At 41.8% G+C, this 23379-nt stretch carries 23 protein-coding genes and 1 riboswitch; of the genes, 21 read left to right on the top strand and 2 right to left on the bottom strand.

The window, feature by feature from the left end:
- Positions 1–182 precede the first annotated feature (182 nt).
- From QPK24_RS15545 to QPK24_RS15470, 16 genes are all read left to right on the top strand, one after another.
- A complete protein-coding gene (locus QPK24_RS15545; protein WP_320416896.1) occupies positions 183–1658 on the top strand; it encodes a serine/threonine-protein kinase in 1476 nt (491 codons plus the stop codon).
- A gap of 41 nt (positions 1659–1699) precedes the next feature.
- A complete protein-coding gene (locus tag QPK24_RS15540; RefSeq protein ID WP_285742578.1) occupies positions 1700–2752 on the top strand; it encodes an SAF domain-containing protein in 1053 nt (350 codons plus the stop codon).
- A gap of 22 nt (positions 2753–2774) precedes the next feature.
- Positions 2775–3485 (top strand): ParA family protein, encoded by a 711-nt coding sequence (locus tag QPK24_RS15535; RefSeq protein WP_285742576.1) that lies wholly within the window; start codon positions 2775–2777, stop codon positions 3483–3485.
- Positions 3482–4318, top strand: a complete 837-nt coding sequence (locus QPK24_RS15530) for a hypothetical protein (protein WP_285742575.1) — start codon at positions 3482–3484, stop codon at positions 4316–4318. Before QPK24_RS15535 ends, QPK24_RS15530 begins: the two co-directional genes overlap by 4 nt.
- Before the next feature lie 20 nt (positions 4319–4338).
- Entirely contained in the window at positions 4339–6150 is a 1812-nt protein-coding gene (locus tag QPK24_RS15525; protein ID WP_285742573.1) for an ATPase, T2SS/T4P/T4SS family, read from the top strand.
- Entirely contained in the window at positions 6140–8209 is a 2070-nt protein-coding gene (locus QPK24_RS15520) for a hypothetical protein (protein WP_285742571.1), read from the top strand. The genes QPK24_RS15525 and QPK24_RS15520 overlap by 11 nt, the downstream gene beginning before the upstream one ends.
- A 35-nt stretch (positions 8210–8244) precedes the next feature.
- Positions 8245–8727: an ABC transporter permease gene (locus QPK24_RS15515; RefSeq protein ID WP_285742569.1), complete on the top strand. Its 483-nt coding sequence runs from the start codon at positions 8245–8247 to the stop codon at positions 8725–8727.
- A gap of 13 nt (positions 8728–8740) precedes the next feature.
- Entirely contained in the window at positions 8741–9151 is a 411-nt protein-coding gene (locus QPK24_RS15510; protein ID WP_285742567.1) for a hypothetical protein, read from the top strand.
- The gene (locus tag QPK24_RS15505; protein ID WP_285742565.1) at positions 9145–9696 is read left to right on the top strand and encodes a hypothetical protein; all 552 of its coding nucleotides are present in this window, start codon (positions 9145–9147) and stop codon (positions 9694–9696) included. The genes QPK24_RS15510 and QPK24_RS15505 overlap by 7 nt, the downstream gene beginning before the upstream one ends.
- Positions 9683–10678 carry a hypothetical protein gene (locus tag QPK24_RS15500; RefSeq protein WP_285742563.1) on the top strand — a complete coding sequence of 332 codons (996 nt, stop codon included), beginning with the start codon at positions 9683–9685 and terminating at the stop codon, positions 10676–10678. The genes QPK24_RS15505 and QPK24_RS15500 overlap by 14 nt, the downstream gene beginning before the upstream one ends.
- Positions 10679–10834: 156 nt before the next feature.
- Positions 10835–12385: an ABC-F family ATP-binding cassette domain-containing protein gene (locus QPK24_RS15495; RefSeq protein WP_285742562.1), complete on the top strand. Its 1551-nt coding sequence runs from the start codon at positions 10835–10837 to the stop codon at positions 12383–12385.
- Positions 12386–12462: 77 nt separating this feature from the next.
- Positions 12463–12566: riboswitch (TPP riboswitch) on the top strand.
- A 278-nt stretch (positions 12567–12844) separates the two neighbouring features.
- The gene (locus QPK24_RS15490) at positions 12845–13507 is read left to right on the top strand and encodes a thiamine phosphate synthase (protein ID WP_285742559.1); all 663 of its coding nucleotides are present in this window, start codon (positions 12845–12847) and stop codon (positions 13505–13507) included.
- A gap of 18 nt (positions 13508–13525) precedes the next feature.
- Complete coding sequence (gene thiO / locus QPK24_RS15485; RefSeq protein WP_285742557.1) at positions 13526–14707, top strand: glycine oxidase ThiO; 1182 nt, start codon at positions 13526–13528, stop codon at positions 14705–14707.
- On the top strand, positions 14698–14901 hold the full coding sequence (gene thiS / locus QPK24_RS15480) for a sulfur carrier protein ThiS (protein WP_285742555.1): 204 nt from the start codon (positions 14698–14700) through the stop codon (positions 14899–14901). The genes thiO and thiS overlap by 10 nt, the downstream gene beginning before the upstream one ends.
- 2 nt (positions 14902–14903) lie before the next feature.
- Complete coding sequence (locus tag QPK24_RS15475) at positions 14904–15671, top strand: thiazole synthase (RefSeq protein WP_285749360.1); 768 nt, start codon at positions 14904–14906, stop codon at positions 15669–15671.
- On the top strand, positions 15668–16744 hold the full coding sequence (locus QPK24_RS15470) for a thiazole biosynthesis adenylyltransferase ThiF (protein ID WP_407082919.1): 1077 nt from the start codon (positions 15668–15670) through the stop codon (positions 16742–16744). Before QPK24_RS15475 ends, QPK24_RS15470 begins: the two co-directional genes overlap by 4 nt.
- Positions 16745–16833: 89 nt before the next feature.
- On the opposite strand, the gene QPK24_RS15465 is transcribed toward QPK24_RS15470, so the two are convergent.
- Positions 16834–17478 (bottom strand): thiamine diphosphokinase, encoded by a 645-nt coding sequence (locus QPK24_RS15465; RefSeq protein ID WP_285742553.1) that lies wholly within the window; start codon positions 17476–17478, stop codon positions 16834–16836.
- A 145-nt stretch (positions 17479–17623) separates the two neighbouring features.
- On the opposite strand from QPK24_RS15465, the gene QPK24_RS15460 reads away from it, so the two are divergent.
- Positions 17624–18283 (top strand): trimeric intracellular cation channel family protein, encoded by a 660-nt coding sequence (locus tag QPK24_RS15460; RefSeq protein ID WP_285742551.1) that lies wholly within the window; start codon positions 17624–17626, stop codon positions 18281–18283.
- 15 nt (positions 18284–18298) lie between these two features.
- Positions 18299–18760 carry a low molecular weight protein-tyrosine-phosphatase gene (locus QPK24_RS15455; protein WP_285742549.1) on the top strand — a complete coding sequence of 154 codons (462 nt, stop codon included), beginning with the start codon at positions 18299–18301 and terminating at the stop codon, positions 18758–18760.
- Positions 18761–18848: 88 nt separating this feature from the next.
- Here the strand turns inward: QPK24_RS15455 and QPK24_RS15450 are convergent, their stop codons facing one another.
- A complete protein-coding gene (locus QPK24_RS15450) occupies positions 18849–19583 on the bottom strand; it encodes an alpha/beta hydrolase (protein WP_285742546.1) in 735 nt (244 codons plus the stop codon).
- Between the two features lie 256 nt (positions 19584–19839).
- Between QPK24_RS15450 and pdhA the strand changes: the two genes are divergently transcribed.
- The 3 genes from pdhA to QPK24_RS15435 all read left to right on the top strand — a co-directional run bounded on the left by pdhA (position 19840) and on the right by QPK24_RS15435 (position 23375).
- Positions 19840–20907 (top strand): pyruvate dehydrogenase (acetyl-transferring) E1 component subunit alpha, encoded by a 1068-nt coding sequence (gene pdhA / locus QPK24_RS15445; RefSeq protein ID WP_285742544.1) that lies wholly within the window; start codon positions 19840–19842, stop codon positions 20905–20907.
- A gap of 152 nt (positions 20908–21059) precedes the next feature.
- Positions 21060–22040, top strand: a complete 981-nt coding sequence (locus tag QPK24_RS15440) for an alpha-ketoacid dehydrogenase subunit beta (RefSeq protein WP_160031907.1) — start codon at positions 21060–21062, stop codon at positions 22038–22040.
- A gap of 30 nt (positions 22041–22070) precedes the next feature.
- A complete protein-coding gene (locus QPK24_RS15435) occupies positions 22071–23375 on the top strand; it encodes a dihydrolipoamide acetyltransferase family protein (RefSeq protein WP_285742541.1) in 1305 nt (434 codons plus the stop codon).
- Positions 23376–23379: the final 4 nt, after the last annotated feature.

Here is a 23379-nt window from a genome sequence, read left to right as displayed (position 1 = left end):
AACATTTAAAAAAGAATTGAAAAAGTGCTTTACATTTGGTTCATTTCTGTCATATAATGAATCCAAAATTAACCAGTACGATAAATGAGGGAAAGCATCCCTGTTGTATGGATTTGCAAGTATTGATTGCAGATTCAGCAATAGGGGGCTTTCTCTTTTTTTATGTACATAAGGAGGTCATCATGCGATTTCCTTCGCGTTTAGAAAGAGGTTCTATCCTCGGAGGGAGATACCAGATTGTCAGGAGTATCGGTTCTGGTGGAATGAGTCATGTATATATGGCAGAAGATTTAAGGCTACCCGGTAAGAAATGGGCAATCAAAGAAAGCTTGGCGCATCCAGGATATCAAGGGAATGTAGTTACAGAAGCCGAGATGCTGATTGAACTACAGCACCCTCGTTTGCCGCAGATTGTAGATTTTTTTGAACCTGATGCAAACGGATATACCTATCTAGTAATGGATTATATCCAGGGAATAACACTCACTGAATATCTTAACAAACATGATTTTATACTTCCCTTTGACAAGATCATTCGGATGATCCAAGAGGTAATGGAGGTTCTTGATTATTTACATCACCGTTCACCGGCCATTATATATCGGGATCTGAAGCCGGGAAACATCATGATCACGGGGGCTGAAGAACTTCGACTTATCGATTTTGGGATTGCTCGTAATTATAAGGAGACTCATCAGCAGGATACAGTGAAACTCGGAACCATTGGATTTGCCTCACCTGAACAGTATGGCAGCGGTCAGACGGATGTAAGGTCCGATTTGTATAGTCTTGGAGCATTATTCTTATTTTTGATAACAAGGGGAGCACACAGCGAATGGATACCGGGCGTAGAGCAACTGCTTCGACATGAGGCATTTCGTCCTTATATTCCGATCATCCGGAAACTGCTTCGCTCTGATCCAGGAAGCAGATATCAGTCAGTAGAAGAGCTTAGAGAAGAGATGTTCAAATTATCCCATCGCTCGTTACCTGATATACAAGAGCAAGGAGCGGTGTTTCCACACGGAACTTGTGTTGTCTCGGTTATAGGCACAGGCCCTGGCGTCGGTGTTACTCATACGTCCATAGCCATTGCTCATTATCTGGCTAGATTGAAATGCAAGGTAGCCATTATCGAATTTTCTCAGCGAGCGACTGCTTTTTCGAGAATAGATGCGATAGCTCATGGAGAGGATGGCGTAACAGAAGAAAGGCGGATGTTTGAAATATCAGGGGTTCACTATTTTCGCCGAACAAGCAAGAAAGAGATTCTTCAGCTTTTAAATAGCAATTATCAATATATTGTTCTAGATCTAGGATGTGAACGTCATCCCTATTCCATGGAAGAACTGCAGCGAAGTGATGTACCGATTGTGGTTGGAGGAGCAGCAGAGTGGAAGCAGTCAGATCTCTATTTATTTTCACGAAGTTATGAATCAGCTGTAAAAGCAAAATGGAATTACGTTGTACCTCTCGCCGGAAAAAACACGGTAGTAAGATTACGAAAAAACTTGAATTCAAAATATGTATACAGTTTACCACTACAAATAGACCCATTTGATCAAGAAGATGATGTCGATGAAGCTATATCAGACATACTTAAGGACATCGTTCCCGCGATGAAGAAGAAAAGCTTCTTTTTCAAAAAAAGAAATTAGGAAACAGCACTCAATGTAAGGGTGTAGATAGGAGTTCACTTGTGTCAAAACTTAGACGACAGAGCAAAAAAATGATCTATGCCGGCCTTGCAGGTGCAGGAGCTGCTAGTCTTTTTCTCGGAAGTTTCATGTTCTACGATTTTTATGCTGACAATGTGAAGAAAAATAAGCAAGAAGCACAATACGAATTAAAGCTAGGTGAGCTTACACAGCAGTTAAAGAGTGAACAGAAAAATAGCAAGAAAGGTTATGTTGCTGCTCGGGATGTGGGGCCGGGTACATTAATTCAGAATTCGGATGTAAAAGCGATTCAGATTCCTGCTGACCAGTCACCAGCGAATCTAATGGATAATCTAGAAGATATAAGAGGCACAGTTGCAAAAATAGAACTAAAAACAGGAACAGTCATTACCGAAGCCATGGTGTACCAAGATGAACCCACACCAGCTGACCTAAGAAACCGTGAGATTTCAGTCATTAAACTTCCATCTGTATTGTCAGCAGGAGAAATGGTCGATGTTCGTATCCAGTTCCCTACAGGTCAAGATTATATTGTTTTATCAAAGAAAAAAGTAGATAAACTAAACGGTTCTACCATGTGGTTCACATTAACGGAGGAAGAAATACTGACCTTATCGAGTGCAATGGTTGATGCCTACTTACATAAAGCATCGCTTTATTCACTAAGTTATGTAGAACCAGAGTTTCAAGAAAGAGCGATTCCTACATATCCAGCGAACGAAAAAGTACTCCAGCTTATCGAGGTAAATCCCAATATAGTAAAACATGCGGAACAGGCTCTAGCAAAACACTTGAGAGGGACACTAGAAAGTGCGCTCGCTTCCTCTCAGACAAACGTAGTTTCAGAATCAATTGAACAGGATCTTTTGACTTCACGAGGTGGGGGTATAAGCTCTTCGGGTGAATCATGGCACACAGATCAAGATATGAACCAGACAAGCTCTGAAAGTTCGAACGAAGCAGAAGTATGGAAAGAATCTGCGTCTGAAGATCCCGGAAATTCCAAAGAAGTTTATGGACCGTTAGCGGAGCAGAATCAAATTTTATCACAGCCAGGGACGACAACTCCTTAAGTGAAGGGTGAAGGGCTAACCAATGAAAATATGGATATTTGCAGGTTTGGCAAGCAAAACAGACGTAACTTTATACCTTAGTAAGATCCTTGCGAACATGGGTTTTAAAGTACTGCTTGTGGATGGAACTGAATATGAACACTATAGGTATAGCATTGATCCTATCTTTTTACCAGAGTGGATTACTGAGTTTGAAGGATTTGATGTAGCTTGCGGGTTCACAAATTATAAGCGAATGGTGGATTACTTATCTAGTGTGGATGAGGATATAACCCGCTATGATTTTATTCTGGTTGATATTGAAAAGATCGATTTTTTAACAAAAGAAGAGTGGATATCAGCGGATGCAAGACTGTGGGTCAGTACGTATCGTCGGCAGGATCTTGAGAGAGGCAAGGAATGGATTTATAAACTTCAAGAGAGACTACAAGTCGAGGAATTACCGAACTTTTATAAACTTTGGACGCAAATCATGGATACGACAATAGATCAGTATGCCTGGGAATTTTTTAATGACATTCCTATACATTTTCACGGAACACCTGTATCAATCTATTGGAATGAGCTGGATATGGCGCTGCAAATTGAAAATGAACATATCAAAAAAATTCGTGTAAAGCCTTTATCTAGACAATATAAGAAATCACTTGCGTTATTACTTGAACTGCTTACCGGATGGACATTTGCGGAATCGAAAAAAGCCTTATCCCTGATAGAAAGGAAGAGAGCATGAGTATTGTTACTTTTTGGAGTCCATATAAGCGCAGCGGTACCACATCAAACCTGATGTCAGTCGCTTATATGATTGGACTATCTGAGCGTGTACGTTCCCTCGTCATGCATATGGATTATGCAGGAGAAAGCGGTGAGTTAGGGATGCCGGTGCGGGAGACGAATACCGACTTTGTAATGGATCAGTTATCCACAACCGGCTGGGATGCCATGTTTCGTTTGTATTCCAGTGGAAGTTTAACAAAAGAAAAGTTTAGAGATTGTACGATACCTCTTCTCAGGAACCAGCTCGATTTACTTCCAGGGAAATATAGACTTCCTGTTTCGGGAGACTTGGATCTAAGCCCGAAGCAGATATCACCTATTTTTAAAATTGCGAATGCGGCGTATGACCTGATATTACTAGATGCAGGAAACGGAGAAAGTAAGGAGTGGGAGATCATGAAAGATAGTGATGTTGTGGTTGTTAATTTGAATCAGAATATGCGAGAAGTAGAAAGATTCTTCACAAACACGAAGTGGAAGCAGGAATGGGAACAGAAGAAGATCATTATTTCGCTAGGTTTATACGACCGTGATTCTAACTGTACTCCAGCCAACATTAAACGCCGTTTTGGTTATAAAGATCCAATCTTACCGATTCCTTATTGCTCACCGTATAGAGATGCATGGAATCGAAGAGATATCGGTACTTACATTCATCAGACAATAAATATGGATAAGAAGAATGGAGAAATGGGAGAACTTGCTGCAAGTATTCGTGAGTTATCCAAATTCATTATGGAGAGTGCTGGTTTGCGCAGTATTTTAAAACAGCTCGAAAGAGGAGCATAACAGAGGGGAGGGAGGACGTAATGAATATTTTCCTTCTGCTCATATTGTCTGCCAGTTGTATTCTGCTCTTAATCATGAAGTTAAGGAATAACCGAAAAATAACAGAGTCCATCCCTAAGAAAGGGAAGGAAGAAGATGCAACACTAGAGCATGTGACAGAGTATGTGAAACAGGCGTTACATGAGTTAAGTCATAGTCAATTGGCAGATGCAGGACTGCACGAAGAAGAATATAAGCGGAAAATAAATCAAAGAGCTGAGATGAGAAGAGCACTGAAAGACTGTATATCGGGTAGCCTCAGTGATAAACATTATGTGAAGAAATTAATTACCGACGTACTAATTCATAGTTATGGACTGACAGAACGTAATATTAATGAAGCCATCCCATTTGACCGTCAGGGCGAGTTAAGTATTCAGGATCAATTCGAGATTATATTTTATATTTACCAGCAGCAATTTGGAGTAGAAGCATTATCAAAGCTCATTGATACATATGATTTGGCAGAACTAAGAAGACAGTCTGAATCAGACTCAGGCGGATATTACGAAATAACTTCAAAAGACATTATGTATATTTTTGAGTGTGAGTATCGTGAACTGCATTTTCTAGACAAAGTGAATATTCTTGTACAACGGGTTTATCAGCATTATAAAGGATTTTCGGTTGTAGATGATATTCGGGATCAGCAGATTGACGGGGTGAGTGCTGGGGTGAGCGGAGTATTAGGGTATGAGATAAATCCAATTCCGGATATGCCGCATCCTATTCTTAAGGAAGATCATGATTACGAAATTGAATCTGAAGTCAGCCGCAGTACAGAAAGTGTTTGGATTTTCTATAAGGGTAAAACGATTCATTTATCATTTTTATCGTTTGGTTCAGAACGTGAGCTGAAAAGAGTATGTCAGAATATATACAAGTACAATCATCCGGGTCAGTTATCAGAATCCAAAGGATATAAGGTGAATGAAATGAAGGACGGATCAAGGGTGGTAGTTGTTAGACCTCCTTTTTCGGAATCGTGGGCATTTTTTGTTCGTAAATTCGATTTACCAAGTGCGACATTGCCAAAATTAATTACGGGCGCTAATTCAGGTATGGTTATCGAACTCATTCGTTACCTTATGAAAGGCTGCAGGATTACATCGGTCACTGGTGCGCAAGGCTCCGGGAAAACAACCTTATTAATGGCAATGATCGAGCATATTTATCCCTATCATACCCTTCGTGTACAGGAAATGGCTTTTGAACTTCATTTACGAAAGCTGTATAGCAAACGTAATATTTTGAGCTTCCGGGAGACAGATCATATTTCAGGTCAACAAGGGCTGGACCTGCAAAAAAAGACCGATGGGACGGTTAATATCCTCGGCGAAGTTGCAAGTGACGAAGTGGCAGCCTGGATGATTCAAATGTCACAGGTAGCCAGTCTATTTACCGTGTTTACACATCATGCCAAGACCTTTCCTGATTTGATTTTTTCGCTGAGAAATTCACTTCTTAAAGTAGGAATGTTTAGACATGAGCATATTGCGGAGGAACAGGTAGCGAGTGTGCTTAATTTTGATATTCATCTGAAAAAAGATGCGGATGGAGAAAGATATATCGAGCGGATTACCGAATGTGTCCCAGATCTAGCTTCATCTCGCTCAGGTGGGGAAGCTTTTACTTACCGGAATATCGTGGAGTATCGTGCTGGCATGTATCATATGGTTTCTCCGATTTCGTCCCGTAATCATACGGAAATGATCTCGCAGATGAGCAGGGAAGATGCCTCACGGTTCGAACAATTTGCAGCATCCTATTGGGGGAGCAGCCATGTCTCTTAAACAAGTACTATTCTTGATCCTGACGATATCTATCTTAGGTCTGGTTACCATTTACGTTTTCTTACAGCTCACGAATCGCAAACATCATTTTTCGCCTTATAGAATGGATAATCAGAAAATTAGGAGTCCCAAAAGTCTCAGGTCTGTAATGAAAGCCTTTCTAGTTCAGTCTTATTCTTATGCCGCTAAAATTCCTGGTGTCGCAGGATATATTCAACTTGTCCGTAAGAAACTGAGTTATCAATACGGAATGAGTGAATACCTGCTGCGGATAGAGACGATGAAACTGACTTTTCTGATATGGTCTACCTTCCTTGTTTCAGGTATCGTTCTCATGGCAATTCAGCCTGGCTTGCATTTCTTCCTGTTGGTGTTGCTGGTAGGTATTGTCGTTAACAGTCTATTTCTAGATATGGCAGTTGCTAGACAAGAACGTAAACTTTTATCTGAGATGGTAGAGTTATTTGCAGAAGTCAGGCATAGATACCATCAACATGGCATGGTGGAAGAAGCATTATACGAAGCAGCAGAGGTGTCTAAGGGAGAGGCTGCGAGACATGCGCTGCACATTTACGCTGCACTGACATCTGTTCATCCAGATGAAGCTTTGGAACGTTATTATGAGACAGCGCCTAATCGATTCTTAAAAGCATTTGCAGGAATTTCTTATATGGTAATGGAGTTTGGAGATCAGGAGGCAAGACAAGATTCCATCTATCTTAAGGGAATTGGAAGTCTAACACAGGAGATTCATCTGGAGATATTACGACTTGCTAAGCTGGATTATTTATTAAAAGGTCTTAACGTGATTAGTCTCGCTCCTGTCTTTTTCACAAAACCGATCGAAGAGTGGGCAAGAAACAGTTTTCCTACGATGAATGAATTTTATGAAAGCAAACATGGATTTATTATTCTGTTGTCTATTTATATCATTATCATCGGTTCTTACGCTTTATTGCAGCAGATTCAGCGTACACAAGAGACGGGTTACCGGGCAGGGGACCGGAAGCGGATATGGGAAAAGAGGTTGTATGAGTGGAAATGGATGCGGCACTTAGCATCTGCTTTTGGCTCGAAAATGGGCACCCGGTCCTATGCATCTCTTGTGAAACTTCTTCGTGATACGAATACCCATCTCAAAATGGAATGGTTTGAAGTTAGAAGAATTATCTGTTTTATCGGATGTTTTATTTTTGCCATAAGCAGTGTCGGAATCTTGCATCATATTGAAAGAGAACATATCTTAAATCAGCCTGTTGTGAACTCTACTGTATTTGGAGAATTACCGCAAGCCGAGAAGGAAGTTTCGCTTTGGTGGACAACTCTCGACCAGAGAGTAATGAAAGACTTGAACATGAGTGCGAGCAGTACCTACGAACAGATTGAGAGTTCCTTGCGTCGTCACTCGGATAAAAAGTTGCTCCAAGAAGATATAAATTTGTCAGCACACCGGATTGCAGAGAAGCTTGATGCGTGGAGTCATGAAGTCCTCCATTGGTGGGAACTGTTGTCTTGTCTGTTCGCAGCTTACATAGGTTACCATCTTCCTTTGTTGCTGCTATACACCGAAAGACGCTTCCGCAGGATGGATATGAGGCATGAAGTATATCAGTATCAGACTGTAATTTCAATTCTTCGAGATATGGACCGAATGTCGGTGGAAGAGATACTCGAATGGTTGAATCGTTTCGCCGTAATTTTCAAAACTCCGTTGCAAAAATGTCTTCTTCACTATGAACATGGCCCAGAAGAAGCTTTGGAACAATTAAAGGAAGAAATAACTTTGCCTGAGTTTCAAAGAGTTGTAGACAAGCTGATCCTAGCGCTCGGTACGATCACAATAAAGGAAGCATTCGATGATTTGGATCATCAGATGTCCTTTTATTTTGAACAGAGAAGACAAGAATACGCGAAGACGATCGAGACGAAAGCAGAATGGGGCCGTATCATTGGCTTCACACCGATGTATGCTCTGATTTTTCTTTATCTGGTGCTCCCGCTCATCGTGGTCAGTTTTACACAAATGAATGTGTATTACGAACAAATCCAAAAAATATAAATGAAATTTCAAATTAGAACTTGGAGGCACTAAAAATGAATAACGCATCTTCCGCATTAAAAGTAGCAGCAGGAATTTTTCTTACCATTGCTTTAATAACCATTGTCGTCATTCTCTTTATTTCTGCTCAGGAGGCAACCAAGACGGCTCAAAATAACTTTGCTGATATTCAGACTGAATTATCACAAACATCGTTTACCGTTTATGACGGAACAACCATCAGCGGATCTCAAGTAACAAATGCACTGCGTAAATTCAAAGGAAAAGACCAGTTTGGCATTTACATTAAAACAGGTAAAAATGCAGCAGGGCAGTGGTACGGATATCCTCTTAATGTAACAACCGAGTCTTCCGCATATGGCGAAGTAGTAGCGCCTGAGGGGGCAACATTAGGTACCGTTGAAAATACATTAAATGAACGTAAAAGTGAGTACGTCAATCCAAGCGGAAGATTTAAAGCTACCGTAGTAAAGGATAGTTCCAACGTAGTACGTGGACTCTTATTTACACAATCATAATTAGATGAAAAGGGTGAGCAAGCTGGGAGAACATACAAGAGACATCCTGTTTTTAAGCGCAGTCATTAGCCTTTGTCTTGCCGCCTGCATTTTCACACTTTCTTTACTATCCAGTATGGAGGAAGCAGCAGAAGGAAGACGTAATCACCATGCGATCGAAGATGGAAGAATTCAGGGTGTGAGTGCAAGTGAATCATCCATGACGGAATTCGTTGCAGGAGGATATATACATGCACTTATCAATGAAGCGAGGAGTACGGAGAGTAGAGAATCCTATGAATCCTACAAAATAAAAGTGGATGGTCTAGATCTAGAACAAGCGATAATCGAAATGAATTCAAGGTACCTTATAGAGTACGAAAGAGATTCAGCAGGGGTTCTTAAACAGATCTCTTTTTGGAAGGAGGGAAGGGCTCCTTGGTAGACAGTCTTTCAAAAATGCTTGCCGCACTGCTTGCAGTACTTTTGCTATATATATATCCTGCGGCAGAAGCTGCCAATCGACAGGACGAGCTCTCTCAGCTGACCGTATATAATGCGGTCACGAGCTTTGTTGATGCAGTGAGAACAAAAGGATATATCACTCCCACGATGTATAATCAGTTTCAAAATGAACTATCTCTAACTGGAAATACATATAACACCGAAATCGAACATCTTCATAAAAAGTATGTCCCGGCGTATGATGATCCCGCCAACCAGCAGGGTTTTACAGGTGAATTCGATGCGGTTATGGATGGCTATTATAATGAGCAAATTATGCCTGTTTTATATCCAGACAATCTAGTTCCAATGGATGATCCTAGCCGGAAGTATTTTTTGACAAGCGGTGATTCTTTTCGGGTTGAAGTACGGAATACAAACCGCACACCAGGCGCTATTTTTCAGGAGTGGCTTCACTTTGGAGCTGAATCTGTGAATAGGGTAACCGCCAATTATGGGGGTATGGTGCTAAATGAGGATTACTGATTATTCCATTCTTTTTGTAATTATCATGTTTCCTTTCTTTTGGGTCTATTCCCTGCATGGGACGGATGATCTTATGGTAATGAGGCTTGAGCAGAAGTATAACCAGTCCATTCAGACTGCAGTACAAGATGCAAGTCAGACGATGCATCAAAACGAGGACCCGTCACTTGAAGCAAGTTATGATTCAGTCAAGCTGCTCAAAGTGGATAAGGATCTTCTCCTCAATCGATTCATTGAGACGATTTCAATCAATTTCGGACTTGAGAATGACCTTCCTGCACAGCAGGCTTTTCTTACCTATCTGCCCGCTCTGCTCGTTATCGATTATGACGGGTTCTATCTTTATCGCTCAACTGCTTACAAGGATCCTTCCGGAAATGAAGCAGAAAAGCATCTATGGACGGAGAAGAAATTGTATGTATATGAGGATGATGATGGGAACCTATTTCGATTGACGCTGGATGATTATGTACACGTATATGATCAAGGTACGGACCAATGGATAGAGGGTTACCGGGATGAGCTGCAATTTCTAACTTCTATACCTTTACTGCAAGATGCAGAAGGTTTTGAAAATGTAAGAAGAGAAGTCATCGTCAGCACCATTCAAGAGCATCTTGCGAGCGCCATAACCTATCATAATAATCATGTATTCCGTAATGGGAATGCATATCAGTTCATTTTTCCTGCCATTTCACAAGAAGAGTGGTACAACACGATTGATGATGTGGGGGTCATGGCTTTTATCCAGGGAATCCCTGTGGGTGATCAGTATTACAATAATTATGCTTTTGGAAGTGGAAGGCTAGTAAAAAAAGATGTGATCATCGGTGCGATCGATGAATTGACAGGTTCTAAATATTACTATAAAAGTGGTTGTGAGTTTCCCTATCGACCGGTAGAAAGGTTCAACAATGCGAAAGAAGCGGCTGCATCTGGTTACTATGAGCGAACTTGTTATGAAGGACAAGGCAGTTTCTAGTTTTATTCTCATATATAATCGTAAGAAATTTATGGCGCTTATTCAAACTCCTTGTTTCGGTGGAGCTCTGTCTTGTGCTAAGATACCATATTAGAGTGAAATAGGAACAAGATCATATAGGCATACTGCCTCACAGATAGGAGCCAATCGCACGATATGAGTTTATTGACTGTTGAAAATGTAAGTCACAATTTTGGAGATCGCACATTATTTAAGAATGTTTCCTTCCGCCTGCTTGCAGGAGAGCGTGTTGGGATTGTAGGAGCGAATGGGGTCGGCAAATCGACACTCATGAATATTTTAACGGGCAAACTGCTGAAAGACAGCGGAAAAGTAGAGTGGACACCAAAAGTTCGTTACGGTTACCTCGACCAACATACGAAACTTACGCCAGGAAAAACAATTCGGGATGTCTTAAAGGATGCCTTTTTACCTTTGCTTGAACTTGAAAAAGAAATGATGGAAATCACGGAACGAATGAGTGATGCCTCGCCAGAGGAACTTGAGCAATTGCTTGAGGAAATGGGCGAAATCCAGGAGCAGCTGGAAATCGGAGACTTCTACCTCATTGATGTAAAAGTGGAAGAAATGGCGAACGGACTTGGTTTATCTGCTATTGGACTTGATCGGGATGTAGCCGCACTAAGCGGGGGACAACGTACGAAGGTACTGCTGGCGAAATTGCTTCTTGAGAAACCGAATGTTCTCCTCTTAGATGAGCCTACTAACTACTTGGATGTCGAGCATATTGAATGGCTTACTCGTTATTTGAACGATTACCCATATGCATTCATGCTTATTTCTCATGATACAGAATTTATGAACAAGGTTGTTAATGTAATCTACCATTTAGAATTTGCGAAGCTTACACGGTATACAGCGAATTACGAAAAATTCCTTGATATGGCGGATATGAACAAAAACCAGCATATTGAAGCTTATGAGAAGCAGCAAGAGTTTATTAAGAAACAGGAAGACTTTATTCAGCGTAATAAAGCAAGATATTCTACATCTAGCCGTGCAAAAAGCCGCGAGAAACAGCTCGATCGTCTTGAACGCATTGACCGTCCTGAAGAAGCAGCGAAGCCTATTTTTGGATTTAAAGAAGCAAGAGCCAGCGGGAAAACGGTATTTGAAGGGATCGATTTTGAAATCGGATATGACCGTCCGCTTCTTCCTAAGATGACGATGACAATTGAGCGTGGAGATAAAATCGCAATCGTCGGCTGTAACGGTGTAGGTAAATCAACACTGCTAAAAACGATACTAGGTAAGATTCCGGCATACAGCGGGAAAACCTACCTTGGAGACTTTTTGTTCCCTTCTTATTTTGAACAGGAAGTTCGCCCTGAGAAAATCACACCAATCGATGATGTGTGGAATGAATTCTCTCATCTGAACCAGCATGAAGTGCGTGCTCATCTTGCTCGCTGCGGTCTTAAAAATGAACACATCACAAGACCTCTACATATGCTTAGCGGTGGAGAGCAGGCTAAAGTTCGGCTGTGTAAATTAATGATGCGTGAAACGAACTGGATTCTATTCGATGAGCCTACAAATCACTTAGACGTTGTGGCAAAAGAGGAGCTAAAACGTGCACTCAAAGAATTCAAAGGGACTGTAATTCTAGTATCCCACGAACCAGATTTCTATGAAGATTGGGTAACGAAGACTTGGAATGTGGAGGAATGGTCTCAAAAAGCTTAAGTGTAAGCTAAGGAGTCTTTCTTTTACAAATTTTCTCATCTGTGTTAAAATGAGCACCTGAATATAACTTTATATCGACGAATCACTAGGGGGGCCGCTTGCCGGCTGAGATGGATGTACTTCCGGACCCTTTGAACCTGATCTGGTTAGAACCAGCGTAGGGAAGTGGGCTAGCAGACTTGTGCTAGTATGAGTTATGATGTATTGAATAAAGTATATGGCTAAGTAGATGTTAAAGGCGAAGGGACTTTCCTTCCTTCTGGCTTTATATATCACTTTAGTAAATGCTCATTTTCAATTCTGCCTAACCAAACCACTCCTTACGAGGAGTGGTTTTTTTGCGTTCACTGCAAATGTTATCAGTAATGACAGTTTCATAACAATGCCTAGTAAATTACTAGAAGAATAAGCACTGGAATAGGGGCTCATGCTCATAGTGAAACTGTAAGGAGGATCAGCTTGTCTAAAAAAATGATAGAGTTCCATGTGATTTCCTCGCCGCTGAAGAATCATGACTTAGAACGAAGCTATTTCCCTGAGATTTGGCCGTATGTAACTTCATTACATCTACGGAAGAAGGAAAATACTTACGAAGAAATGGAGAAGCTCGTACTTCAGTTGCAAGAGCTAAAGATCCCTGCGAATAAGTTAACCCTTAACCGTCAAACCCAACTTGCACTTACCTACCAAACAGGAGCTCTTCATATGGGAATACAAGAAGCAGGTCTTTCTTTGAAAACATCATTTTACAGAGAAGAAAATGGGGCTGCAGTTACAGCAAAACGAGCTTTAAGATGCGGCATTTCTGTCCATTCTTTACAAGAAGCGAAGATCGCGGAAGAACAGGGAGCCGATTATATTTTTTACGGGCATATGTACCCTTCTCATAGTAAACCTGGTATGCCCCCAAAAACACTTTCCTCTCTTCAAGAAATTTGTGATGTGGTTAAACTTCCTGTTATTGCTATTGGTGGAATTACACCCTCGCGAGTCGAAGAACTGATGCTCTCAGGTGCAAGTGGGATCGCCGCAATCTCAGGAGTACTGCATTCAAAAGATCCGCTGGATGCTGTCTATATGTATAGAAATGAATTAGCGAAGTATGGAGATATCAAGGAGTAAGGATTGGAAGGTGAATAGATGACTATGAAAAGAGTAGATAGAGAAAGTAAACGACGGAATTCGGAAGTGCTTGTTATCGGAGGCGGTGTCATTGGATCTGCTATCGCCTACTATTTGTCATGTGATGGACTGGAGGTAACCCAGCTCGAAGCTGCTCATCAGGCAAATGGCGCTTCTGGTCATGCGGCGGGTATGCTTGCAGCCGGGCTAGAACATTTTTCATCAGAGGAGCTTAGGAGATGGGCTCAGCGCAGCCAGCAGCTCATGGGACCATTGATTAAAGAATTGAAGCTGCACAGTGAAATCAATGTAGGTATGAATGACTCAGGCTTTGTTGTTCCCTTTATAAAGGATAGGAAACGTGAAGAAGAATTCTCAGAAACTATAGAGCGGGCAAAGCAGAAACACTGGTGGAACAAGAGTAAACTTCAAGATGAAATCCCCTGGATCACTAAGAAAGCCGAAGGAGCATTATTTTATCCCCAAGAACATCAACTGTTACCAGCCGAGTTAACCAAAGCTTATATCAAAGGTGCACAGAAAAATGGAGCTGCTTTTATCGATCATTGCACCGTTTCAAGGCTGTTACTCGACAATGGCCGTGTTACCGGAGTAGAGACAAATCAAGGCACGTACACAGCAGATAAAGTAGTGATTGCAGCAGGACTTGGCAGTGATGCAATCTTAAGGTCCATCGGTACTCAGCTGAATACCTATCCTGTTAAAGGCGAAATGGTAGCTCTATCAATGCAAACAACGCAAACAATGAATGGCGAAACCTTGCGTTACACGATCTATACGCCTGATGTTTACATTGTTCCAAAACCAAATCAGGAAATTTGGATCGGTGCGACGAGTATTCCCTACGGGAATGATTATAAGGTAAGTGCCTCTGGACTGAATACCCTTTTACATAGAGCAACAGGCTGGGTTCCTGGCATAGGTGAAGCCTCTTTTATTCGTACATGGGCAGGTCTTAGACCACAAACCGTAGATGGATTACCTTACATTGGTGCTTATTCTGAAGTTCAAGGCTTGTATCTTGCTGTAGGTCATTATCGCAATGGGGTTTTACTCAGTGCAGTCACAGGAGAGACGATGAGCCGCTTGTTATCTGGAGAAACGGAAGATGAGATCGGTATTAGGTCCTTTTCCGCAAGCCGGATTATAAAGGAGAGGAGGGGAATATATTGCTGCTGAGAGTAAATGGACAACACATGCAAATAGAAGAGGATCAATTAAGTGTCAAAGATTTACTGGAGTCACTAGACCTTGGGGTAAAGACCGTTGTCATTGAATGTAATGAACAAATCTTGACGAAAGATATGCATACTAACACTTTGTTAAAGGATGGAGATCATATCGAAATTGTACATTTTGTAGGAGGGGGATAATGATGTTAACGATAGGTAAATATAATTTTCAATCTCGGCTATTGCTCGGAACAGGTAAATTTGAAAGTCTGGATGTACAAAGGAAGGCAGTAGAAGTTTCAGAAACCGAGATTCTTACGTTTGCAGTGCGCAGGCTTAATTTGGATAGGAAAAATGAAGCTTATTTTCTAGATCAGCTTGATCTTACGAAATATACCTTATTGCCTAATACAGCAGGTGCAAAAACCGCTGAGGAAGCTGTACGAATTGCAAGGCTCGCGAAAGCTTCAGGTCTATGTGATATGATAAAGGTGGAAGTCACTCCGGATGAACGAACACTGCTTCCAGACCCATTAGAAACACTAAAAGCATGTGAACTCTTGCTTGAGGAAGGATTTATCGTCCTTCCCTATATATCGGATGATGTCATTCTTGCCAAAAGACTTGGTATGATGGGTGTCCATGCAATTATGCCGGGAGCGTCACCAATAGGTTCTGGACAAGGTATTAATAACCCAAGAGCACTTGAATTCATTATAGAACAAGCGGCTGTCCCTGTTATCATTGACGCAGGAATACGTTCACCTCGCGATGCGGCGTATGCCATGGAACTAGGTGCGGATGCAGTGCTTCTAAATTCAGCTGTATCTGGCGCAGGCAATCCGGTCCTGATGGCAGAAGCGATGAAATATGCAGTCTTTGCGGGAAGGAAAGCTTACGAGTCCGGGATGATTCCCGTAAAACGGTATGCTGCAGCAAGCAGTCCGCTGGAAGGGATGTTTGAGAATTGAACAAAGAAGTTTCTTCTATTTATAATAACGAAGAAAATATAGAAGGTTTGAATCAGGAAAGATACTCAAGGCAGGAACTTTTTGCTCCATTTGGAGCCGCAGGTCAAAAAAAATTAATGGACAGCCATGTGCTTATTATCGGTGCGGGTGCACTAGGCACAGGGATCGCTGAAACGCTGGCAAGAGGCGGTGTAGGTCACCTTACGATCGTGGACCGCGATTATGTAGAGTGGTCTAATCTGCAAAGACAGCAGCTGTATAATGAAGATGATGTGAAGCAGCGACTTCCAAAAGCGGTGGCCGCGAAGAAACGGCTGCAGGCTATTAACTCTGACATTACCATTGATATTCATGTTATGGATGCAGGGATTGATGAACTAGATGAATTGATCGAGGCTGCCGACTTAGTTATGGATGCGACGGATAATTTTGATACAAGACTCATTATTAACGACCTGGCTGTAAAATACGATACTCCATGGATTTATGGAGGCTGTGTTGGCAGTTATGGAATTACCTATACTTTTATTCCCGGCAAGACTCCGTGTCTGAACTGTTTACTGGGAGAAGTTCCGCTTGGCGGGGATACATGTGATACTGCTGGGATCTTACCGCAGACGGTGCAGATGGTAACGGCGAATCAGACGATGGAAGCCTTTAAGTGGCTGAGTGGAAATGATGATGCAATGCGTAAAAAGTTGTTATCTTTTGATATGTGGCGCAATGAATATACAGCGATTGGTGTAGATCGAGCTAAAAATCCTGGGTGTCTTTCTTGCGGAACGGATCGCACGTATCCTTATTTAAATGCTGTTAATCACGACAGGTCTGAGGTGTTGTGCGGACGGGATACGGTACAAATACGGCCTGCTCGTAAATTAGAGTGGGATTTGGAGCAGGTTGCAACGCGCCTTCAAAGACTGAACCATGGTAAGGTAGAGAGGAATCCTTTCCTGATTTCTTTTCAGCTGGATGGGCAGCGGATGGTTATTTTTAAAGACGGGCGGGTTCTCGTACACGGTACAAAAGATAAAGCGGCAGCAAAAACGTTGTATCATCGTTATTTCGGCTAATTCTTATTAAATAGCATTCATTAAAAAAACCATTCACAGTCCAGTGAATGGTTTCATTTTTTTTGCAGGTGAAGAGTGAATTATCTGTATTACTCATCTTTACTTTGAATAACTAAGAGTAATCCTTTTTTCAGGGTGATTGTCCCTGTTTCTTGCAGCAATCGATTACTGATTCCTAGAGATTCACCAATAGAGAGTACGGCATCATGAAGCGGGTACATAAATCCTTCGAGTGTTATTCCGGTAACCTCATTTGACAGAGGGATGAGCGATACATAAGGAAAATCATTTCGCGAAACGACATGTACCGAATCTGTTATGGTTATACGATTATGTCGATTCCAGATAGAGCACGGAATACCGCGCTTCAACACCTTAGACAAAATCTGAATATTAGCAAGTGTATGGTCCAGTCTTGTCCCGATTGCGCCAAAAATAATAATTTCCGCAGGCTCCATTTGTATTGCGTATTCCAAAGCCAATTCAGTATCCGATAAATTTTTGTTAATCGGGTCACAACTAACAAATTGTTTGCTGCTCTGCTGTATTTTACGAAGCTGCTCCTCTGTTACCGAATCAAAGTCTCCTGCGGAGAAATCGGGGGAAATGCCATGCTGAACAAGGAACCATGCCCCATAATCAGCACCAATGACGGTATCTCCCGGTTGTATTTCTTTGATATCACTTTCTTCGAGCGAGCCTCCTGTAAAAATAATTATTCTTCCTGTAGTCATTCTGACACCTTCTTGAATGTGAGTTCATTACTATTCTTGAGTATAAAGGACATTTTCTTGTTGCACAATCTGGCAAAAGTCTTCTACAATGTAAAAAGTGTGTTAATAAAATGACGATAAGGTGAGGTTAGAAGCCGCAGTGGATATGAGTGTTTTTGAAGTGTTCAGTATTATAGGAACGATTGCATTTGCAATGTCGGGAGCTTTTGTTGCTATGGAAGAAGATTACGATATCTTAGGCATTATGGTACTCGGATTGGTCACGGCTTTTGGCGGGGGCGTAATCCGGAACGTTCTTATCGGAGTTCCTGTTACAACGCTCTGGAGTCAGGGCACCTTAATTATGCTTGCACTTATTTCTATTGCGATTGCCTTTATACTGCCTATGCCATGGATTGGACATTGGAAAAAAACAGAGATGTTTTTTGATGCCATTGGGTTATCCGCGTTTGCTATTCAGGGTGCGCTTTATGCTACAAATATGAATCACCCGATCAGCGCGGTTATCGTAGCAGGGGTTCTCACTGGTATTGGCGGTGGTATTATTAGAGATTTGCTCGCAGGACGGAAACCGATGGTCTTAAGGGATGAGATTTATGCGGTGTGGGCAATCATGGCAGGACTTCTTATTGGACTCGGTATGACGAACAGTACAACAAGTCAGCTGATTCTTTTTACAGTGGTGGTTATGCTGAGAATGCTATCTGTGCATTATAAATGGAAGTTGCCTAGAAGATCTCTAAGACCAAGTGAAGAAGTGATATTAGAGGCTGGTGCTAACAACCATCAAACGAAAAGTTTGTAAGGATAGGAGAGAGATATGATACACGTATTGTTTGTCTGTTTAGGTAACATATGCAGGTCGCCAATGGCGGAGGCAGTATTGCGGCATAAAATCGCGGCTCGTCAGCTGGACGGTGAAATAGCAGTAGATTCCGCAGGTACAGAGGATTGGCATATCGGCAAACCTCCTCACGAAGGAACAAGTACCATACTCACTTCCAAAGGAATTAAGTATGAAGGGATAACCGCAAGACAAGTAGGAGAAAAAGACTTTACTGCATTTGATTATATTATTTGCATGGATGATTCAAATGAACTCAATCTTCGCAAACTAAGGGGCGCGGAACACGCCAAGATTATTAAGTTTATGGATCTGCTTCCTGATGAGCAGGTTAGAGAAGTACCGGACCCTTATTACACGGGCAATTTTGATGAAGTGTACCGGCTTATTGATCTTGGGACAGAAGTATTGTTGAAACAAATAATAGAAGAAAAGTAGCAAAAAAAGCCGGCTCTGTGAGCCGGCTAATATCACAAGCCTATTGAAAGCGATATCATTAGATTTGTATGGGTTGTTATACCTGTAATCAACCTTTATTTAGGAAGTGGGTCAATGCATCCGGCAATTCATTTTGCCAAAATCCCCATTGGTGCTTGCCGTCTTTTTCAGCGTAGGTTACCGCAGCACCTCGATCTTCTAAGAGTTTACGAGTTTTACGGTTTAGATCTACAAAATCATAAACGCCTGTATCGGCTTCGAAATCTCTTTCTTGCAGTCCGACAATCATCCAAATTTCAAGCCAGGTTAAATCGTTTGCCTGTGCATAGATTTCCTGTGACTCTTCATAAAAAGCACCCGACATACTGATGACTTTGCTAAACAGGTCTGGATACATTAAGGCCAAGTGCAGTGATACACTTCCTCCAAGAGAATCGCCAGCCAGAATACGTTCGTCTTTAGAGCGGCGAACCGGGTATTTTGCTTCGATGAACGGAATAACCTCTTCTGCAAAAGCAGAAGTATACTTATCAAACAGGCTGCCAAAAGGAGCATATTCCTGCGTTCGAACTTTCACGTTAACTTCCACGCCGACAATAATAAAAGGTTCAATGCCTTCATCGAGAATAAGGCGGTTTGCCGTTGTCGCGATCCGGCCAAAGTTGAAAAATTCTTCGCCATCCTGACAGTAAACAACCGGATAACTTAATAATTCATTGTAACCAGGCGGGAGATAAATACGAAGATAACGTGTTTCATTCAAAAATGAACTGAACATTTCTTCTTTTAAAATGGTTCTTTTTAAATAGCGAGAATCCGTCATGATTTGTCACCTTTTTCATCTGTTTTTGCATTCATCTAAACAATAAGCTAAGATTAAAGTATGTGCGTACGTTGTACAAGCAATGGTTTTAGCATGAAGCTGTTATACCATTTTATAATACCTGTTATACAAACAAAAAAAGACGAAAGTTAAAAAAACCAACGTTTGTCTTTGACGTATGTACCAAAACAGGTGTATAATAATTCTATAACAGCGGAACTTGATATTCAAATTTTTTGTTGAGGTGAAGAAAAAAATGAGCAAGGTTCCTTACGAAGTATATACAGAGGAAGTAGAAGCTCTTACTGTATTGTCTCCAGACGGTGAGATCGTTAACAAAGAGATGATGCCAGAGCTTTCCGATGAACAATTGAAAGAAATTATGTACCGTATGGTATTTACACGTACTTGGGATGATCGCGCAGTTAACCTGGGCCGCCAAGGACGTCTTGGATTCTATGCACCAGTATCTGGTCAAGAAGCTTCCATGATCGGTAGTGAGTTTGCACTTGAGAAAGAAGACTATGTAGTACCGGGTTACCGTGATATTCCACAACTCGTATGGCACGGACTTCCACTTTATCAAGCTTTCTTATATTCCCGTGGACACCAACATGGTGGACAAATTCCAGAAGACGTAAACGTAATGATGCCGCAAATCATCATTGGTGCACAAATTCTGCATGCAATGGGTATTGCAATGGGCTTCAAATTGAAAAATCAAAAACGTGTAGCAATCACTTATACAGGTGATGGCGGTTCTTCTGAAGGTGACTTCTACGAAGGTCTTAACTATGCAGGTCGTTTCAAACTGCCAGTTATTTTCTTTGTACAAAATAATGGTTATGCCATTACAACACCTTTCGCAAAACAAACAGCTGCTATGTCTATCGCACATAAAGCAGTTGCAGCAGGTATCAAAGGCATTCAAGTTGATGGAATGGACGTTTTCGCAGTAATCGCCGCTGTTAGAGAAGCTGCAAAACGTGCTCGCAACGGAGAAGGCGCAACTTTGATCGAAGCATTGACATATCGTTACCGTCCACACTCCTTGTCTGACGATGCTACGAAATATCGTACAAAAGACGAAGAAGGTCAGTGGAATGAAAAAGATCCAATTAATCGTCTTGCTAAATACCTTGAGAAAAAAGGTCTTTGGACTGAAGAAGATACAGCTCGCGTGAAAGATGAAGCGAAAGCAAAAGTGAACGAAGAAATCAAACGCGCTGAGAAAACAGAAAAAATGACAATCTCTGGTCTGATCGACAGTATGTTCGAACAAACACCAAAACATATGGAAGAACAAAAAGCAGATTTCGAATAATATCGAAATTCGGTAAAGGCTTTTAAAATAAAGTGTTTGCCACAGAATTTGTGGCTGAACCCTGATCCTTGTAACTGCTTGTACATATCAAGCTGGCAAAGGTCGCTGGGTGGTCATAGGAACTGTTAAATGTTTAAGGAGGAAATGAAGCAATGGCACAAATGAACATGAAAGAAGCGATTCGCGATGCAATGCGCGTAGAGCTCAAACGCGACCCAAATGTCCTGGTTTTTGGTGAAGACGTGGGTAATGTCGGCGGTGTATTCCGTGCGACGGAAGGTCTTCAAAAAGAATTTGGCGAAGAACGTGTATTCGATACACCGCTTGCTGAGTCTGCGATCGGCGGTCTTGCAGTAGGTCTAGGTGTTACAGGTTTCCGTCCTGTTGCTGAAATTCAATTTGTAGGATTTATCTTTGAGGCACTTGACCAAATTGCGGTTCAAGCTGCACGTATGCGTTTCCGTTCAGGCGGTCGTTACAACTCCCCAATCGTGTTCCGTACACCTTTTGGCGGCGGTGTAAAAGCAGCTGAACTTCATACAGATTCTCTGGAAGGTTTGCTTACGCAAACTCCGGGTATTAAAGTAGTAGTCCCATCTAACCCTTATGATGCAAAAGGTCTTTTGATCGCATCTATCCGTGATAACGATCCTGTATTCTTTATGGAGCATTTGAACCTTTATCATGCGTTCCGTGCGGAAGTACCTGAGGAAGATTATGTAGTAGAACTTGGTAAAGCGAATGTGGTTCGCGAAGGTTCTGATGTAACTATCATTACCTACGGTATGATGGTTCATACCTCTGTGAAAGCTGCAGAAGAACTAGAAAAAACAAAAGGTATTAAAGTAGAAGTTATCGATTTGCGTACAATCAGCCCAATCGATATCGATACCATCTTGGCATCTGTTAAGAAAACAAACCGCGCAATCGTGGTTCAAGAAGCTCAAAAGAGTTCTGGCGTAGCTGCTGAAGTCATTGCACAAATCAATGAAAAAGCAATTCTACACTTGGAAGCTCCTGTTCTTCGTGTTGCGGGTCCAGATACTGTATATCCATTTGCGCAAATCGAAGACGCTTGGCTTCCTACACCTAATCGCATCATCGCAGCAGTGAACAAAGTACTCGAATTTTAATTAGGGATTTAAACTAGGGAGGTAATACAAGTGGCAAAATTTAATTATAAATTCCCTGAACTTGGGGAAGGTCTTCACGAAGGCGAAATCATCAAAATGCATATCAAACCAGGTGATAAAGTTACTGACGACGATATCATCATGGAAGTTCAAAACGACAAGGCAGTCGTAGAAGTACCTTGTCCTGTTAACGGTACAGTTCAAGAAGTATTCGCAAAAGATGGCGACATCTTTAACGTTGGCGCAATTGTAGCAGTAATTGATGCTGAAGGCGAAATTCCTGAGCAAGACGAAGAAGAAGCTTCCCAAGAAGCAAATGCTGCACAAGGCGGAGCAGATACTACGGATTCCCCTGCACAAAGCAGCCCAAGCGAAGCAAAAGAAGGCGGAGAGCAAGGCGTTTCCACAGCTTCCAGCAAAGAAGTTTTGGCAACACCTAGCGTTCGTAAATTTGCTCGTGAGCAAGGCGTGGACATCTCTGAAGTTACGGGAACTGGCAACAACGGTAAAGTAACAAAAGAAGATGTTGAAGCATTCAAAAATGGCGGCGGTAAAGCAGCTGCAGCAACTCCTGCGAAAGAAGAAGCTGCACCAGCAAGTGCACCTGCAGCAAGCGCTGGCGTTAGCACTCGTGCAGAAGAAGAGCGCGTACCATTCAAAGGTATCCGTAAAGCAATTTCTAATGCAATGGTTAAATCTGCGTACACAGCACCTCACGTTACGATCATGGACGAAGTAGATGTAACTGAACTTGTTGCATTCCGTACTCGCATGAAACCAATCGCTGAGAAAAAAGGTACAAAAGTAACTTACTTGCCATTTATCGTAAAAGCACTCGTTGCAGCAACTCGTGAGTTCCCTGTAATGAACGCAATGATCGATGAGCAAACGAATGAAATTGTATACAAAAAATACTACAACATCGGTATCGCTACGGATACAGACAACGGTCTAATTGTTCCGGTAATTCATGATGCAGATCGTAAGAGCATCTGGATGATCGCTGACAGCATCCGTGACCTAGCAGCACGTGGTCGTGACGGTAAATTGTCTGCTAACGAAATGAAAGGCAGCACAATTTCCATTTCTAACATCGGTTCTGCTGGCGGTATGTTCTTCACTCCGATCATCAACTTCCCAGAAGTTGCAATACTTGGAACGGGACGTATTAGTGAAAAAGCAATCATCAAAGATGGTGAAGTAGTTGCAGCTCCAGTAATGGCTCTGTCCCTAAGCTTCGACCACCGTATCATCGATGGTGCTACAGCTCAAAACTTTATGAACTACATTAAATCCCTGCTCGCTAATCCCGAGCTGTTGGTAATGGAGGTATAATAAT

The organism is Paenibacillus polygoni, assembly GCF_030263935.1.
In the GTDB taxonomy this organism is placed as follows: Bacteria; Bacillota; Bacilli; order Paenibacillales; family Paenibacillaceae; genus Paenibacillus; species Paenibacillus polygoni.
This window is presented reverse-complemented; position numbering and strand designations above follow the sequence as displayed.